The organism is Lacrimispora sp. YZC11, assembly GCF_057543815.1.
Genome location: NZ_BAAJYQ010000020.1, coordinates 365,870 through 382,309, shown reverse-complemented (window position 1 = coordinate 382,309; position 16,440 = coordinate 365,870). Strand labels below are relative to the sequence as shown.

Below are 16,440 nucleotides of genomic sequence, written 5' to 3'. Positions count from 1 at the left end.
TTTACTTATAAAAGTCAAGGCCTAATTGTCCGGCTCTTTTAAGAAACTCATCCTTGACCTCTTGCAATCCGTCACCGGATTCTCCATCTGTTTCAGACAGCTTCCCACGTTCCAAAGCCTCAGAAGAAATCTTACCGCCTTCATATCCTCCGCTCAGCTTCAGGCCAAGCCGGAATCTTTCATTATAATATGTAATGTTTAGTTCGGGTATCTGGAATGCTCTCTTCCCTTCCTGCCCATTACCGAAATAGACTTTTACGCTCATATTAAGTTCCCGCTCTTTAAGAGTTACACTTCCTGCCAGCCGGATCCCTCCATGGGATTCCAGCAAAAGGCTCATATCAGACAGGCCCTCAACTTTGATCTCCGTAATATGCAGCCCTTTATCAATGGTAAATAAAATTTCCTGGGTCTCTCCCTGGGTTTTCCGATCCTCTAACATCTGCCCCCATTCCTTCATGTCCTTTCCAGGGCCTTCTATAAGCATCTCCCCTATCTTACTCACATAAGAGTCAAAGATGCCGGAAGGAACCATTGCCTTAATGGTTACGCCATTCTTATCCCTTTCCACAAATTCTATGTGGCTCTGGTTCATCATATGGATGGTATCCTTTTTTAAGGTTTCAAACTGATCCCTAAAATGGTTTCTTTCCTCCGGGACAATGGAAAATCCAACAACCTTTTTTAAAGTATCCTGGCTGGTTCTTATGGTCGTTCCGTTAATCCCAGGCACAGAAATCACGGCATTTTCCCTGTCCGCCAGGTAATGGACTCCGTCCCTTATGGCACCCAGAAAATACACGTCAAGGCTTCCCTGGGCAAAGGTATTTTCCTCATCCCTTTGTTCCTTCCAGTTGATGCCAAACCCTCCCGGAAGTATCAGCACCGAATGACCATTCCATTCCACTTCATCGGCGATCAGCTTCAGGGAGTCCTCCTTCGCACCTTCTCCTTCCTTATCCTTGCCCCACAAATCCATTAAACGCCCCCTGGTTTGCAGTGCCGAACGGGTCAGGTAAAATCTTGCATAATGCATAGGAAGGTAGTTCCATACCCAAACTCCAAGAACCACTAAAAGCAGTACCGCCCCGCCGGTCCAAAGCATACGGCGTCTGATTCCCGGTGGTTTTTTTCCCTTCTCCATTTTACATGATCCCTGTTTGGCTGAGTTTTTCTTCAAAAAATTCATTCAGTTTTAACACCTTCTTCCGCAATACGATTCCAACCAACAGTGATAAGGGAATATAGACCAGCACGTTTCGTATATCTTTCCAATAATCATTTCCGTAAATACCTCCCACACACTCTCTCATGGCATTGATGAGGTGGGTAAAAGGAAGCAGAGGATTAACGATCTGGAAAAACCGCGGAGTTACCTGTATGGGAAAGGTACCGCCGGAGCCGGCCACCTGTATGACCATAAAGACTACCACAATCGCTTTGCCCACGTCTCCAAAGGAAACCGTCATGGAATAAATGATATTGGTGAATATGATACTGGCTGCTACTGCTGCCAGCACAAATTTCCCAGGATTAAGGCATTGGATCTTCAGCATATACAAATCTCCCAGAGAAACCACCAGTGCCTGGGCGATTCCAAACATCATAAAGGTAAGATACCGTCCAAAATAGGTTTCATACAGCTTGAGCCCTTCAGCCCTGTTCTCTTCCACCTTACACTTTACCAGGGCTACCAAAATGAGTCCTCCCACCCAGATGGCAAGAATGGTATAAAACGGAGCCATGGCAGAACCATAATTTTCTACGGGATAGATCGTGTTGGTAACCATATCCGTAGGCATCTTCATAAAATCACTGAGCTGATCCGGATCATTCTTCATTATATCCATGATCTTATTCAGTTTCTCATTATCCGCCAGTTTGTTCACACTGTCGATCATATCATCCACCCGTTTCTGGCTCCTGTTCATCAGGCTGACGGCGCTGTCTAAAGCTTCGATCAGGCTCTGGGATGAGGCTGTTACGCTGTCAAGGGTGGTATCGATCTGCCCTACCATGCTGCCAATGCTGTCTAAAGCCCCTGCAGTCGTGCCCAGGGCATCATAGGTCTTATCCAGACTGTCCTTTAATGGAATCTCCACCTTACCGGTGTAAAAATCCAGAACATCTGTTATGGAGTTGGAAACCCCATCAAGTGAATCTCCAATTTCCTTCTCCATGTTATCCGGCAGCCTTTTTGTCTGCTTCACAGTCTGCTGTGCAGCCTGCAGCTTCCTGACCAGGTCCTGCTGCTGTTTAACGGTATCGGTAAGCTTCTGCTGAAGCGTTGTTATTTCTTTTAAGGGAATGGGCAGCTTTTGGTTGATTGCCCCTAAAACCTTGTTCACGCTATTGCACTGGCTGATGCTTCCTTGAACCAGATTTTCCGTGGCTTTTAATGCATCCAGGGCCCCGTCAGCGGATGTATCCGTCAGCTTGCCGATTACCTGAAAGGATTCATATACCGATTCCTCTACCTTGCTGATCTGATCCAGGGTATCCTTAATTCCTTCTGTCATTGTATCAGAGAACCCTCTGGAGGAATCGATCAGCGTTCTTGCACTTTCGGCCGTTTGTCCGCCTGAATCTATCATTTTACTCACATCAGGGAGCGTTCCCTTCATACCGCCATTTAAGCTGTTGACGGTACGGAGGGTGGACTGAAGCATGGTGATGGTATCCACCAGCTGATCCAAATCTGTTTTTACATCCGTAAGAGTGGTGACGGCATCGTTCCTGTCTGTTTCCTTGTCAACGCTCCAGTCATCTGAATATTTGTTTAATGCCTTTCCAGCCACCTTTGAGGTAGAATTAATAAAGGTCTCATTGATCTGCTGCTGTACGCTCTCCACCCCTTTGCCAGTGATCTTTGTAGCAATGGCATTTTTCTTCTCATTTACATAATACTCGAGCACAGGCCGCTCAATGTGAGAGGTAAGGACGCTTGATATTTTTTGGCTGAAATCCTCGGGAACAATGACCGCCGCATAATATTTCCCGGATTCCACTCCATCGATTGCCTCTTCCTTGTTGACGAACTGCCAGCCTATCTGCTCATTCTTTCTGAGCTCATCTAAGATCATTTCTCCAATATTAATAGAAGAATCATCAATATCCGTGTCAAATATATCGTCAATGGAAGCTCCCTTATCCTGGTTGACAACAGCAACCTTAAGTCCCTTGGTATTGGCATAAGGATCCCAGCTTGCAGCGATATTAAACCATGCGTATAAAGCCGGAATCAGGGTAAGTCCCAGCGCGATAATAACGGCCACCGGATTAAGCACAATGCGCTTAATATCACCGGTAAAAATTTTCATTATGTTTTTAACATGTATCATGAGTGCCTCCTTGGTATTACAACTATAAAATTTAGCATTTCCGTATTATAATATTTTCCCGCACTAAAAGCAATGCCTGATTCCCATTATCTTATTAAAAGGTGTTAAAAAAAGCTGTTAAATGACCCTTTGAGCAGAATAAAACCGGTCATTTAACAGCTTTCCATTATAGGGAATAAAAAATACTTCTCAAGGGGCGTTTCAGCCTACATACGTTTCTTAAGCTCTTCCACGATTAAAACGCTTGCCGTGGAACCGATCCGGCTGACTCCAATCGCTATCATCTGAAGGGCAGTATCCAGGGTCCTCACACCTCCTGCCGCTTTAATCTTAATTTCATCTCCTACCATGCGCTTCATCAGCGCCACATCTTCAAAGGTCGCCCCGCCCGTTCCAAAGCCGGTGGAGGTCTTAATATAATCAGGATGCACGTTCCGTGCGATCCGGCACAATTCCTCTTTCTCCTGGTCTGTCAGATAGCAATTTTCGAAGATCACCTTTGATATCACCTTATTTTTTCTGCAGACTTCCGTAATTTCCGCCATTTCCTTTTCTATGAAGCCGTAATTTTTCTCCTTTAACTCAGTAATGTTAATCACATAATCGATCTCATCAGAACCGTTTAAAATGGCGGTCTTTGTTTCATTCAGTTTATCTTCTATGGTTGTCTGCCCCAGCGGGAATCCTACCGCAGCACCTACATGAACGGAGCTGCCTTCCAAAAGCTTCCGGCAGCGGACCACCTGCGCCGGATTGATGGCTACCATCTTAAATCCATATTCCATGCTCTCCTCACAGAGGTTTACAAAATCCTGATGGTTCGCCCAGGCTCTTAACTGGGTGTGGTCAAAATAAGCGGCCAGTTCGTTCTGGCTGATCTGAATATTCCCCATAAATAGTCTCCTTTGTCCGTGACCATATCCTTAAGAATCAATCGTCATCATCCTGACTCTCATAATTTTCCGTCTTGCATGCGGCAGTATCTTTCATCTTCTTTAACAAAGGATGCTGCTTCCAGCGGTTTAATGCTGTGGTTGCCTGATATGCAAGGATCTGGAAAAACGGCAGGAAGCATAAGGGGGTTAAAAGCTCCGGCAGCTCCACCGGAAGGTTTAAGATCCCTTCTCCGGTATATCCAGGCTGATTGGTTATTAAAAACGCCTTGTCAGTTACCTCCCTGCAGGCTTTAAAAATGGTCTGGATCCGGCTGCTGCTGTTTCCTCCATCAATGAGAAATACCGTATAACCAGGTGTCATCTGAAGATTGGGTCCATGGAGGAATTCCTCAGATTCATAAGCAACGGAAGGGATCTTTACCGTCTCGCCCAACTTTAATGCTCCTTCCAGCGCCGTGCCGTAATTAGCGCCGCATCCGCACACATAAGCATTAACCATGGAGGTGAATTCTTTATAATGATCCTCATAGAATTTCATGGTTTCCTTTTGCACTGTCTCATGGATCCGGGCCGCCTTCTCCATATCCCGGTATACCGATTCTGCCTCATCTTCCCTCATCAGTCCTTTTCTTACGGCTGCTTCAATGGAAAACAGCATCAGAAACAATGCAAACGAAGTTACACCCTTTGTCACATATCCTACGGTTTCCACTCCAACCCCATAATCAATCAGCACATCCGCATAATCTTTCATATCACTGGAGATACTTCCCGTAATTCCTATTGAGGTACGCCCATGCTCGCGGATCATCTTCAGAGCATCGATGGAGTTGGTGCTGTATCCGCTCTGGGAAACAACAAAAACAAAATCCCTGTCCGTAAAGTCATGTTCACTGCAAAGAAAAGTGAAGGGGGATATGATCTTTACTTCCGACTTTAAATACTTCCTCATAAACTGGCGTGCGCAGTACGAACCATTATAGGAGGAACCGGAGGCAACGATCCACACGGTTCCGTAATCTCCCTTTTCATATTCTGCGATCAGCGGCGCCGTCAGCTCTTTCCGGTTTTTAATATTATGAAGCATTACCTCAGGAGATTCTTCTACATACGTCATCATCGTTTCTTTTATTTTTTCATTCATTCTGTTACCGCTCCTTTTTTGATTTAAAAATATGAGGCAGAAAATAGTTTGTGCAATAATTATATCATATCCTTTATTATAGTCAATAATGTATCGAAAACATACAAAAAATTGTAATTACATATTGACAAACTTTCTCCATGAGACTATGATTTATTTATACATTATTTATACTTTTTTTATAAAAGAGAGTGAAAATATGAAAAAGAGTACAAAATATCAGAGGGGATACAAATTTAAAAAGGAGTGACAAACATATGCCCAACATTCTATTAACAAGGATCGACAACCGGCTGGTACATGGTCAGGTGGGGTGCTCCTGGGTGGGAGCCATCGGATGTAATCTGATCGTAGTCGCAGACGACGAGGCTGCAGGCGATCCGGTCCAGCAATCTCTGATGAAGATGACCGCAGATTCAACCGGCGTAGGGATCCGGTTCTTCACGCTTCAAAAGACGATTGAGGTCATCCATAAGGCAGCGCCAAGCCAGAAGATATTTATTGTAGTAAGAAACCCCCAGGCCGCCAGAGTCCTGGTTGAGGGAGAAGTTCCCATTGATAAGCTCTGCATCGGCAACATGCATGTGGCTCCGGGGAAAAAGGTATCCAATGAGCCTCATGTATATCTGGATGAACAGGATTTAGAGGACTTGAGAATGATTCGGGGGAAAGGCATTGACGTGTATATCCAGATCGCTCCCGGAGATAAAAAGCATGATTTTGAGATAAGGTAAAGACAGATGAAAACCGCAGAAAAAAATCAGCGGTTCAATAAAAGGAGGGATTTTTATGCAAATCACTTTAATCCAGGGGATTTTGCTGGCTTTACTGGCCTTTATCTGTGCCTGTGACGCCTGCTGGGAAGCCTTTTTCTGGTTCCGCCCCATCGTTGTCGCCTTCTTCGCCGGAATAATCCTTGGCGATGTACAGGTAGGACTGGCTGCCGGCGCCGTTGCAGAGCTTTCTTATCTGGGACTGCTGACCGTAGGCGGTACGGTTCCGCCTGATCCGCTGATGGCAGGCATGATGACAACAGTCCTCGCATTTACGACTGGCCAGAGCGCAGAAACAGCTCTGGGACTCTCATTGCCCTTCGCTTTGCTGGCGCAGTGGGTGGGAATTATCTGCAACACCACTTTTGCAGGTTTTTTACGCCCTCTGGATCATGCATGCGAGAACGCAGACACAAAGAAATTTACACAGATCGTTATTCTTGGAATTGTAATTAAAGCCGGAATCTACGCATTGATCACATTCCTGTCTGCCTTTGCACTACAGACCCAGATCGCAGGATTTGTAAACATGTTCCCGGAATGGCTGATCCATGGCTTCGAAATATCCGGCGGCCTGCTTCCTGCAGTCGGTCTTACCCTGCTCCTTGTAGTCATGCTTAAGAAGCAGAACGTGGCATATCTTTTTATAGGCTTCTTAATGATGACATTCTTAAATCTGGGCAATATCCTTCCGGTAGCTATTGCAGGAATCGCTGTTGCATTCATTGGTTATTTAAATGATGAAACGATCAGAAAGAACGCCGTAACTGTAGGAGGTGCTGACGATGAAGGTATCTAGAAATAAATTGACAAAAAAAGATATCAACCAGATGAGCCTGCTTTCCATATTGGAACAGTCCTGCTTCAGTTTTGAGCGCATGCAGGCTCCCGGCTTCTGTCTCGGTTTGCTTCCCGGATTAAAGAAGATTTACGGCGACCAGAAGGAAGAAATCGCAGATGCCATGAAAAACAACATGGACTTTATTAATACCGAGCCCCATATGGCAACCTTCCTTCAGGGTCTTGTCCTTTCCCTGGAAGAAAACGGACAGGACAGATCTTTAATCAAAAGCATTAAAACCGGTTTATTCGGACCACTGGCAGGACTGGGAGATGCTATCTTCTGGTTCACCTTACTTCCCATATCAGCAGCCATCTGCTGCTCCCTTGCCAGCGGCGGATCTGTACTTGGTCCTATTCTTTATATAGCCATCTGGTTTTTAGGAGCCATATCAAGACTGTGGTTTGGCCGCATGGGATATAACATGGGTGTGGGAGCCGTTGATTTAATCAGTTCCAATGCCAGCGCCATTACAAAGGCGGCAGGTATCCTGGGTATGATGGTAGTAGGCGGGCTGATACCAAGCTACGTATCCCTCCATTTTGCAGAAACGCTGGTAGCTCCCGGCGGCGTATCCATACAGGCCATCTTCGATTCCATTATGCCGAACATACTGCCTCTTGGGTTTGTATTCACCCTTTACTGGCTGTTTAAGAAAAAACATGTTAATACGCTGATGCTGATTATTCTCATCATCCTTGTATCAATCGTATTATCTTTCTTTAAAATCATGTAACTCACGGAAGGAATCATATAGAATTCTGCCGGGGGCCGTACAGGAAGAGCTGGAAGAATTTACCCATCTCCTGTATGGCCCCCGCTCCATTTAAGAGGGAGGTCAGAAATGATCAATTTTAATGAAGAACAAATGATAAAGAATGGGAATATTATTTACAGCCAGAGGAAATTCATCGAGGAAACCGCCGATGCCCTGGCAGATGGAGGATTTGATCTTTTATTTTTCACCTCCTCCGGCGGGTCCATGTCAATGATGCTTCCATTTGAGCTTTGGATAAACCAGACATCCAATATACCGTCAGGATCCATGATCTCTGCGGATTTAACAGCCATGGGCTGCAACCGGATCACAGATAAAACCGTTGCATTCCTCACCTCAAAATCCGGAGACACCACGGATACACTGGAAGCCGCCCGGTATTTGAAGCAGAGAGGCGTACGGCTGGTGTCCGTAACCGGCGTCCCGGATTCTCCTCTGGAAAAGCTTTCGGATTTCTGCATCACCTATGGAGACGGGCGCCCTCAGGAGCTGGTATTTTATCTTCTTGTCGGACGGCTCCTTTACAGGCACGGCGCCTTTCCGGAGTATCCCCAGTTTGCGGACGAACTGAAAAACCTGGCATCAGCCCTGGCGGAGGTCCGGAAGCAGGCGGACCCATTCTGCCTGGAATATGCTAAAAAGTATTGCAGGGAGCCTTATCATATCTGGATCGGTTCCGGGGATCTCTGGCCCATGGCATACTCCTATTCCATGTGTACCTTAGAGGAATCCCTGTGGCTTAGAACAAAATCCGTTAGCTCGCCGGAATTTTTCCATGGAACCCTGGAGCTTTTAGAGGATGACGTATGCGTAACCCTTTTGATGACCGATGGGCCTACCAGGTTTTTGGATGAAAAGGTAAAATTATTCGCCAGCCAGCATACGAAAAAGCTTACCTGCTTTGACGCAAGAGATTACATGCTGCCCGGCATCAGCCATTCCTTCCGGAGTCTTCTTTCTCCCGTGATCATGGCTGCCGTGCTCCAGCGGGTCAGTAAAAACATGGAAGCAATCACCGGCCATTCTCTGAATATCCGGCGGTACTACAGAAAAGGCGGCTATTAAAGATGAGGGAGGCGTTTAAATGAAATTTCTTGGTTTAGGCGACAACGTGATCGACTATTATATAAACACAGGCACCATGTACCCTGGCGGAAATGCGGTCAATACGGCAGTTCATGCTTCAAAGCTGGGATCAGAGGCCGCTTATCTGGGCAATCTGGGAGACGATGAACTCTCAGAAGTGATCCGCAATGCCTTAAAAGAGCACATGGTGGATTTTTCCCACTGCACTACGGTAAAGGACGGCACTACGAAATGCTGCGATTATACCGTAACCGACGGAGAGCACCACTTTGCCGGGGTCAGGCTTGGGACAAACTGGTCCGGCCCCATGATCCTGGATCAGAGCCAATTAGAGTATATGAAGGACTTCGATATCATCCATAGCTGCTGCAATGCAAAGATGGAAGCTGACATCTGCAAGACCGGCCGCCTTCCGGCCGTACTCACCTATGATTTTTCTGTAAAAGATAAATACAGGACAGACAAGTATTTAACCCTTGTATGCCCGTATCTGGATCTTGCCCTGTTCTCCTGTGAGCCGATGGAAGAAGAAGCTGCTTTCCATTTTTGCCGCAAGTTTCATGAGCACGGTGCGAAACACGTCCTGATCACCATGGGTCAGGCAGGCTCCTTTGTCTCTAATGGAGAGGTTCTTGTAAAAGGGGAAGTGTTTACGGTTAATCCGGTGGACACCATGGGAGCCGGGGATGCATTTCTGACCGCTTTTATCATAAATCTTGCCAGCCAGGGCTGGAAAAAGGGCAGCCGGATGACGGAATGGGCTCTTAAAAACGCCCTGGCGGGGGGCGCCCGCTATGCGGCAGAAAACTGCATGATAAAAGGCGGCTTCTGATGCCGTTTAAAACACCGCGGACATCAGACACGATATCCGTCAAAATAACGTTGCAGGTAAAATTCCTCAATGATATACTGTACAAATGGGATTTCCCTGCCATGGAGGTGTAAACATGAAGTTTGAATTTTTACAAATTGATAAATATAGTCCGGTTCCTTTGTATGAGCAGTTAAAGAGCTGCCTGATAAAGGCGATCCGAAGCGGAACCCTGACTCCGGGACAAAAGCTGCCCACAGAGGATGAACTATGCCGCAAATTCGGCATTTCCCGCCCTGTCGTCCGACAGGCCTACGGAGAACTGAATAAGCTTGGACTGCTGGAAAGGAAGCGGGGCTCCGGAAGCTTTGTGAAATCAAATACAGACCGGGGAATATTTTTGATGCAGCTTGTCAGCTACCGGGAAGAACTGGCCATGATCGGCATGAAGCCTGGAACCGATTTAAAGAAAAAAGAGATCATCCCATTTCATTCCCGTGTTTACGAAAAACTGAGTTTGGATCCCAAACAGCACTGCCTTCATCTGGAGCGCATGCGATATGCGGACAAACGTCCTTTTACTTTCATTGAAAATTTTGTTCCCATGGATCTTTTTCCGGGAATTGAAGCCCATGATTATGGAACAGAATCACTTTATCACATCATGAAGGATGTATATGGCATCTATCCGGCTAAGGCGGTCCGATCCATACGGGCGGAAATCATTGATCCGGTACAGGCCCGCCTGTTTCACATAGAAAAAGACTCTCCGGTGCACATGCTGGAAAGCATCGCCTACGACCAGTATGAACGTCCCATTGATTACAGCATTGAAACCTATCCCGGCAACACTCACCGATTCGACTTTGTCGTTTACAGAGATTAAAATGAATGGAGGAACGCCCGGAAGGCATACCTATATGCCCAAAAAGCGTGGGCAGGAAAGAGGAAATTATGATTGGAATCATTATTACAGGCCACGGAGCATTTGCAACCGGAATCTCAAGCGCAGTGGAGCTTCTTACAGGCCATCAGGATTTTATTATACCAGTCGATTTTAAGGCGGAACACAGCGAGGAAGAGCTGAAGGAGCATTTAAGAGCCGCCTTTGACCGCTTAAAAGACTGCGAACAAATCCTTGTTCTATGCGATATTCTGGGAGGCTCCCCTTTTAAAAATGCAGTGCTGTTAAGCTTTGGAGATGAGCGGATAAAGGTCCTTTACGGAACAAACCTGGGTATGACCGTAGAACTGGCAATGCGCTGTATGATGGGCCAGATACCGGATGCAGACGCACTGGCAGATGAAATTATTGAAATAGGAAAAACCCAGATCGGAAAATACAAATATGAACCGGTAGAAACGTCCGAGGACTTTGAGGAAGGAATTTGACCAATGATAAAAGCAGTTATATTTGACATGGATGGGGTCCTGATTGACAGCGAGATCATATATTTAGACCATATGTATGAAAAGCTGAGGTTCCTCTACCCCCAAATCAACAGAGAGGCGCTGTTTGCCGTGGTGGGGTCCACCACAAAAAGGACTATGGAGATTGTAAGCGGTGTAATCGGAGAAGATGTGGATTCCCCTGCTTTCCAGGAGCTGTATGCAGGACTTTGGGCCGACTGCCGTCCGGACTACCCTTCCATCCTGAGAAAGGAAGTTCCGGAGCTTTTAAGGGAGCTTCACCGCAGAGGCTACCTGGTGGCCCTGGCATCTTCTACCAGCAGGGCAGGAATTGAAGATGTGCTTACAAGCTGTGGCCTGAAAGGTGACTTTGACTACATTGTAAGCGGAGAGGAATTTAAGGAAAGCAAGCCGAACCCGGAAATTTATCTCCATACGGCGGACACCCTTAAGTGCGAACCAAAGGAATGCCTGGTGGTGGAGGATTCCACTTATGGGATCATGGCCGGGCATGGAGCAGGGATGACTGTTATCTCCGTTATTGATGAAAGGTTTCGTTTTGACCGCAGCCTTGCGGATTATTTCATAAACGGGCTTTGGGAGGTGTTGGACGTTCTGGAAGAATTGAACGAAGCAAAAGGATGAGGATTGGTTCCAAAATCAAAAGCAGGCTCCCAAACATGGAGGCCTGCTTTAAATTTAAATATATTTAAGCTTGATTTTGGAACTGGCTCATATACAGCTTTTCATAAAAACCTTTCTCTGCTATTAATTCATCATGGGTTCCCTGTTCAATAATCGTTCCGTTATTCATAACAAGGATTAAATCCGCATTTCTAATGGTTGAAAGGCGGTGTGCAATAACAAAGCTTGTTCTTCCCTTCATGATATTTTTCATAGCTGTCTGAAGCATTAACTCAAGTCTGGTATCCACTGAACTTGTCGCCTCATCAAGGATCAAAATCGCCGGGTCCGCTAAGAACGCCCGCGCGATAGTTAATAGCTGTTTCTCACCGACTGATACGTTTGAGGATTCTTCGTTTAATATCATATTGTAGCCATCCGGCTGTGTTTTGATAAAGTGATTTACATTTGCTGTTTTAGCAGCATTTACAATCTCTTGCTGCGTTGCATCCTCTTTCCCGTATTTTATATTATCGGCGATTGTTCCGTTAAATAACCAGGTATCCTGTAACACCATACCAAAGATGGAACGAAGGTCATCCCGTTTCATATCTTTAATTTTCACACCGTCAACCTTGATTGCACCTCCATTTACGTCATAGAAACGCATTAAGAGGTTGATAAGGGTTGTTTTTCCGGCACCGGTCGGGCCGACAATTGCTACCATTTGACCGCTTTTCACATTAATATTCAGATGCTCAATAAGCATTTTATCATTGTTGTAACCGAATGATACATCTTCAAAGGTGACATTTCCTTGTAAGTTGTCTATTTTTACAGGATTAGAAGCTTCCGGTACTTCTTCTGTTTCAGAAAGAAAATCAAACACTCTTCCCCCTGCTGCCATCGCAGACTGTATGGAGGCGGATAATTGTGCCACCTGCTCAAGCGGCTCATTTAGCTGCCACATATACCGGATAAATGCCTGAAGCTGTCCAACCGTTATCGCACCTGTAATTGCAAATATCGAACCTAATATGCAAACAGCCACAATCCCTATATAAGTAATGAACGAAATTAACGGTGACATCAACCCGGATATAAACTGTGCCTTAAATCCGTTTTCACAAAGATTATTATTAATCTCCTTAAACTGTTCTATAGAATCTTCTTGCTTTCCATATAGTTTAATTTCGGTTAGCCCGGTGTACCGTTCCTGAATGTAACCATTTAATTCACCAAGTGCGACCTGTTGTTTTTCAAACATAGAAGAAGAACGATTCATAATAAATTTCATAATAAAAGCACTTCCCGGTATCAGTAAAACTGCAACAGTGCCCATAATGGGATTAATATAAAACATTAATACTGTTGCTAAAATAATGGATAAGAAAGCACTCAATATCCTTGACAAACTCTGCTGCAGCGCATTTGATATGGTATCGATATCATTTGAGATGATACTGAGAATATCTCCCAATGTACGCTTATCAAAATAGCTGATTGGCAGCTTTGTAATCTTTTTTTGCACATCATTTCTCAAATCACGCATTGTATTTTGTATACCATTTGTCAAAAAATATTGTGAACCAAAGTTGCTAAGCACATTACCAATATAAATAGCAAGCAAAATCTTTAAGATTTTAATAATATAGGAAAAGCTGATGGAGGCCCCGGGAACTTTGTTCGCGATATTTACAATATCATCTTTCAGTCTTGTTGTAATTAAACCTTCCACCATTGGTGCCGCTGATAAGAAGCCAGAGTATCCTATGGTAAGGAGAATCGCAACAACAAAAAATTTTAAGTATGGTTTTATATATGGATATAATTTTCTCATCGCTCCAGCTCCTCCTTTGTTAATTGTGAATCTGCAATTTCATAGTATACATTGCATGACTTTAATAGTTCTTTATGGGTTCCTATACCAACCACTTCGCCCTCATTTAGTACGATAATTTTGTCCGAATTCATAATTGTACTAATTCTTTGTGCAACAATGAATACTACGGATTCTTTTGTTTCTGCCTTGAGTGCGGCACGCAAAGTAGCATCTGTTTTATAATCAAGCGCAGAAAAACTGTCATCAAAAATGTAGATTTCAGGTCTTCTGACCAATGCTCTGGCAATGGAAATTCGCTGTTTCTGGCCACCCGATACATTTTTTGCACCTTCACTTATAAATTCCTGTAATTTATCCGGCTTATTCTGAATGAACTCCTTTGCCTGTGCTATCTCAATAGCATGATCTATTTCTTCAGGGGTCGCATTGGGATTGCCGAATTTAAGATTTTCTTCTATGGTTCCTTTAAATAAAAATGCTTTTTGAGGGATAAATCCAATTTTTTGACGGAGCGCCTTTAAGTCATAATTACGTATATCCAAACCATCAATTTTGATAGAGCCGCTTGTCACATCATAAAATCTTGGAATTAAATTAATTAAGGTACTTTTTCCGCTGCCTGTACTTCCGATAAACGCTATGGTTTCTCCTTTGTTCGCAGTAAAAGATACATCCTTTATCACCGGGAGTTCGCCATCCGGATACTGAAACGTAACATGGTCAAATTCCACTATACCTTTATTTTCAGCCGTAATACCCCCGGAAGGACTTTTCACCAATGGTTCCTCAACTAATAATTCCTGAATGCGGTTTGCAGATACCTGCGCTCTCGGGTACATTACAAATACCATAGAAAATAGCATAATAGAAAACATTGCATGGAACTGATACTCCAAGAAAGCAACTAACTGTCCAACCTGTAAGGTACCTTTATCAATCATTACACTTGATATCCAAAACACTGCCATCATTGCAAGGTGTAATAAGAAGAAAAAGGCCGGCTGTGTAAATGACATGATCTTAAATAATTTCTTCGAGTTAGTAGCATAGTCGTCATTGGTTTCTGCAAATCGATCTGCTTCATATTCACTTTTCCGAAAGGCTCTGATTACACGGACTCCTGTTAAACTTTCTCTCGAAATTCGATTCAACCGGTCCATACCTTTTTGCTGCTTCTCGGAAAGCGGATTGGTTAATTTAGCAATGATAATAACACCCGCTACGATAAACGGAAGGCTTCCTCCGATGACCAGAGAGAGATTAATACTGGTTTTGATGGTCATAAAAACACTGATAAAAATCATTACAGGTGCCAAAAGCGCTGTTCGAAACAACAAATTGGAGAACAACATTAACTGAAATGCATCGTTCGTTGTTCTTGTAATCATTGAAGATACGCCAAATTTATTATATTCTGTGTGGGAGAATTTCTGTGACTGAACAAAAACATCATTTCTGATATCACGAATCATATAGGTTGAGATTCTTGAAGAAGCGAAAGTCAATAAAATGGTACCTGCACCTCCAAAGATACAGACAATCAGCATGATTCCTCCCATCTTCTTAATATAATCTATATCTCCTTTACCTATTCCGTTATCAATCATCCATGCCATAACCGTGGGAATTCCCAGTTGTACCGCTACGAAACTAAAGATTCCTATGACGTTTAACAGAATTAGTTTGGGATATCTTTTTAAATATTTTAACATTAACTTCATGAATTAGCTCCTTTCACTTTACTGAATAAATATATAAATAAATTTCAGCCGCATTCCTTGACAGGAAAGGGCTGTTTGACTATTATAAACTATAAGGTTGTCTTATAGTCAAGAAAAAAAATAAAAAATTCATTATCATTATAGTTTGATATTTCCTGTTTTTTTAATACCTGCTTTGTTGAGATAAAATATATGTATGAATGAAATAATAAAGTTTGTGTACATGTTGCGGCTGCAAACATGAGGTTTATAAAATGCAGCTTAGAACTGAGGTGATTTTATGTCTAAAGATAAAAATGAATATTTGACAACAGGAGAATTTGCAAAATTCTGCGGAATTCCTAAGCATATTTTATTTCATTACGATCAGATAAAGCTTTTTCAGCCTGAAATCATTAAAGAAAATGGTTACCGATATTATTCCTTCCGCCAATTCGATACTTTTTCTATTATTTCTGCGTTAAAACGGCTAGGAATGCCATTAAAAGAAATCAAAAAGTATATGGATGAAAGAAATCCTACGAAATTGGTTCATTTACTGGAAGAAAAATCAAATGAAGTGGATAAGGAAATAACAAAATTAAAAAACACGAAACGCGAGATAGAGTCTCTTAAGGAATTAACAGAAAATGCCTTATCCGTAGAATACAATATCATTGAGCCGGCTTATCATAAAAGTATGAAAGCTCTTTGCAGTACCTTAATGGATAATGACAATGACAATTCTTATCCAAGTTTCTTGACAGAACTGATTGCATTCCGAAACAACAGCAATGCAAGTATGATTGACTTTCTGGGAGCATCGCTTACCATTGATAATATCCGTGATAAAAGATTCGACAGCTTTTCCTATCTGTATACTAAAACGAATAATGCTTATAAAAAAAACAACACTCTGGTGCGAAAAGAGGGTTGGTATCTCCAGGTTTATTACAAGGGAAGTTATCGTAATATCAGTGAAATGTATACAAAGATTATGCAGTACGCAAAGAAACATCAGATAGAACTCGGAAAAAATGCTTATGAAGAATATCTTATATTTGAAATAGGTGCAAAAGATAAAGACGATTATGTTACGTTAATATTGGCTGAAATTGAGGGCGAACCACAGAAACATTGATTAAAGAGTGCAGATTTACCGATTACCTCAAATATCCTTGCTTTACAAAATA

The 16,440-nt window shown here is 43.4% G+C and carries 15 protein-coding genes; 9 read left to right on the top strand and 6 right to left on the bottom strand.

Annotated features, from left to right (window positions below):
* Position 1: 1 nt before the first annotated feature.
* The 4 genes from AC27IJ_RS23245 to AC27IJ_RS23230 form a co-directional block, all read right to left on the bottom strand.
* On the bottom strand, positions 2 to 1,144 hold the full coding sequence (locus AC27IJ_RS23245; RefSeq protein ID WP_312502696.1) for a hypothetical protein: 1,143 nt from the start codon (positions 1,142 to 1,144) through the stop codon (positions 2 to 4).
* Between the two features lies 1 nt (position 1,145).
* Positions 1,146 to 3,341, bottom strand: a complete 2,196-nt coding sequence (locus AC27IJ_RS23240) for a YhgE/Pip family protein (protein WP_313257113.1) — start codon at positions 3,339 to 3,341, stop codon at positions 1,146 to 1,148.
* A 206-nt stretch (positions 3,342 to 3,547) separates the two neighbouring features.
* Positions 3,548 to 4,234 carry a deoxyribose-phosphate aldolase gene (gene deoC / locus AC27IJ_RS23235; RefSeq protein ID WP_312441069.1) on the bottom strand — a complete coding sequence of 229 codons (687 nt, stop codon included), beginning with the start codon at positions 4,232 to 4,234 and terminating at the stop codon, positions 3,548 to 3,550.
* Positions 4,235 to 4,271: 37 nt separating this feature from the next.
* Entirely contained in the window at positions 4,272 to 5,381 is a 1,110-nt protein-coding gene (locus tag AC27IJ_RS23230) for an SIS domain-containing protein (RefSeq protein ID WP_487150979.1), read from the bottom strand.
* A gap of 257 nt (positions 5,382 to 5,638) precedes the next feature.
* Between AC27IJ_RS23230 and agaB the strand changes: the two genes are divergently transcribed.
* The 8 genes from agaB to AC27IJ_RS23190 all read left to right on the top strand — a co-directional run bounded on the left by agaB (position 5,639) and on the right by AC27IJ_RS23190 (position 11,725).
* Positions 5,639 to 6,115, top strand: coding sequence for a PTS galactosamine transporter subunit IIB (gene agaB / locus AC27IJ_RS23225; RefSeq protein WP_312441067.1), 477 nt, complete (start codon positions 5,639 to 5,641; stop codon positions 6,113 to 6,115).
* 55 nt (positions 6,116 to 6,170) lie between these two features.
* Complete coding sequence (locus AC27IJ_RS23220; protein WP_312441066.1) at positions 6,171 to 6,953, top strand: PTS mannose/fructose/sorbose/N-acetylgalactosamine transporter subunit IIC; 783 nt, start codon at positions 6,171 to 6,173, stop codon at positions 6,951 to 6,953.
* Positions 6,940 to 7,731, top strand: coding sequence for a PTS system mannose/fructose/sorbose family transporter subunit IID (locus AC27IJ_RS23215; RefSeq protein WP_312441065.1), 792 nt, complete (start codon positions 6,940 to 6,942; stop codon positions 7,729 to 7,731). The genes AC27IJ_RS23220 and AC27IJ_RS23215 overlap by 14 nt, the downstream gene beginning before the upstream one ends.
* 108 nt (positions 7,732 to 7,839) lie before the next feature.
* Positions 7,840 to 8,838, top strand: a complete 999-nt coding sequence (locus AC27IJ_RS23210) for an SIS domain-containing protein (protein ID WP_312502701.1) — start codon at positions 7,840 to 7,842, stop codon at positions 8,836 to 8,838.
* 19 nt (positions 8,839 to 8,857) lie between these two features.
* A complete protein-coding gene (locus tag AC27IJ_RS23205; RefSeq protein WP_312502703.1) occupies positions 8,858 to 9,691 on the top strand; it encodes a PfkB family carbohydrate kinase in 834 nt (277 codons plus the stop codon).
* A gap of 115 nt (positions 9,692 to 9,806) precedes the next feature.
* Positions 9,807 to 10,556 carry a GntR family transcriptional regulator gene (locus AC27IJ_RS23200; protein ID WP_487150976.1) on the top strand — a complete coding sequence of 250 codons (750 nt, stop codon included), beginning with the start codon at positions 9,807 to 9,809 and terminating at the stop codon, positions 10,554 to 10,556.
* Positions 10,557 to 10,624: 68 nt separating this feature from the next.
* Positions 10,625 to 11,062 carry a PTS sugar transporter subunit IIA domain-containing protein gene (locus AC27IJ_RS23195; RefSeq protein ID WP_312441061.1) on the top strand — a complete coding sequence of 146 codons (438 nt, stop codon included), beginning with the start codon at positions 10,625 to 10,627 and terminating at the stop codon, positions 11,060 to 11,062.
* Between the two features lie 3 nt (positions 11,063 to 11,065).
* Complete coding sequence (locus AC27IJ_RS23190) at positions 11,066 to 11,725, top strand: HAD family hydrolase (RefSeq protein ID WP_312441060.1); 660 nt, start codon at positions 11,066 to 11,068, stop codon at positions 11,723 to 11,725.
* A 64-nt stretch (positions 11,726 to 11,789) separates the two neighbouring features.
* Here AC27IJ_RS23190 and AC27IJ_RS23185 read toward each other — a convergent pair whose 3' ends face one another.
* Both AC27IJ_RS23185 and AC27IJ_RS23180 read right to left on the bottom strand, forming a co-directional pair.
* Positions 11,790 to 13,544, bottom strand: a complete 1,755-nt coding sequence (locus AC27IJ_RS23185) for an ABC transporter ATP-binding protein (protein ID WP_312502707.1) — start codon at positions 13,542 to 13,544, stop codon at positions 11,790 to 11,792.
* Positions 13,541 to 15,268: an ABC transporter ATP-binding protein gene (locus tag AC27IJ_RS23180; protein ID WP_312441057.1), complete on the bottom strand. Its 1,728-nt coding sequence runs from the start codon at positions 15,266 to 15,268 to the stop codon at positions 13,541 to 13,543. Before AC27IJ_RS23180 ends, AC27IJ_RS23185 begins: the two co-directional genes overlap by 4 nt.
* Before the next feature lie 280 nt (positions 15,269 to 15,548).
* Here AC27IJ_RS23180 and AC27IJ_RS23175 point away from each other — a divergent pair, with 280 nt between their 5' ends.
* Positions 15,549 to 16,388, top strand: a complete 840-nt coding sequence (locus tag AC27IJ_RS23175) for a MerR family transcriptional regulator (protein ID WP_312441056.1) — start codon at positions 15,549 to 15,551, stop codon at positions 16,386 to 16,388.
* Positions 16,389 to 16,440: the final 52 nt, after the last annotated feature.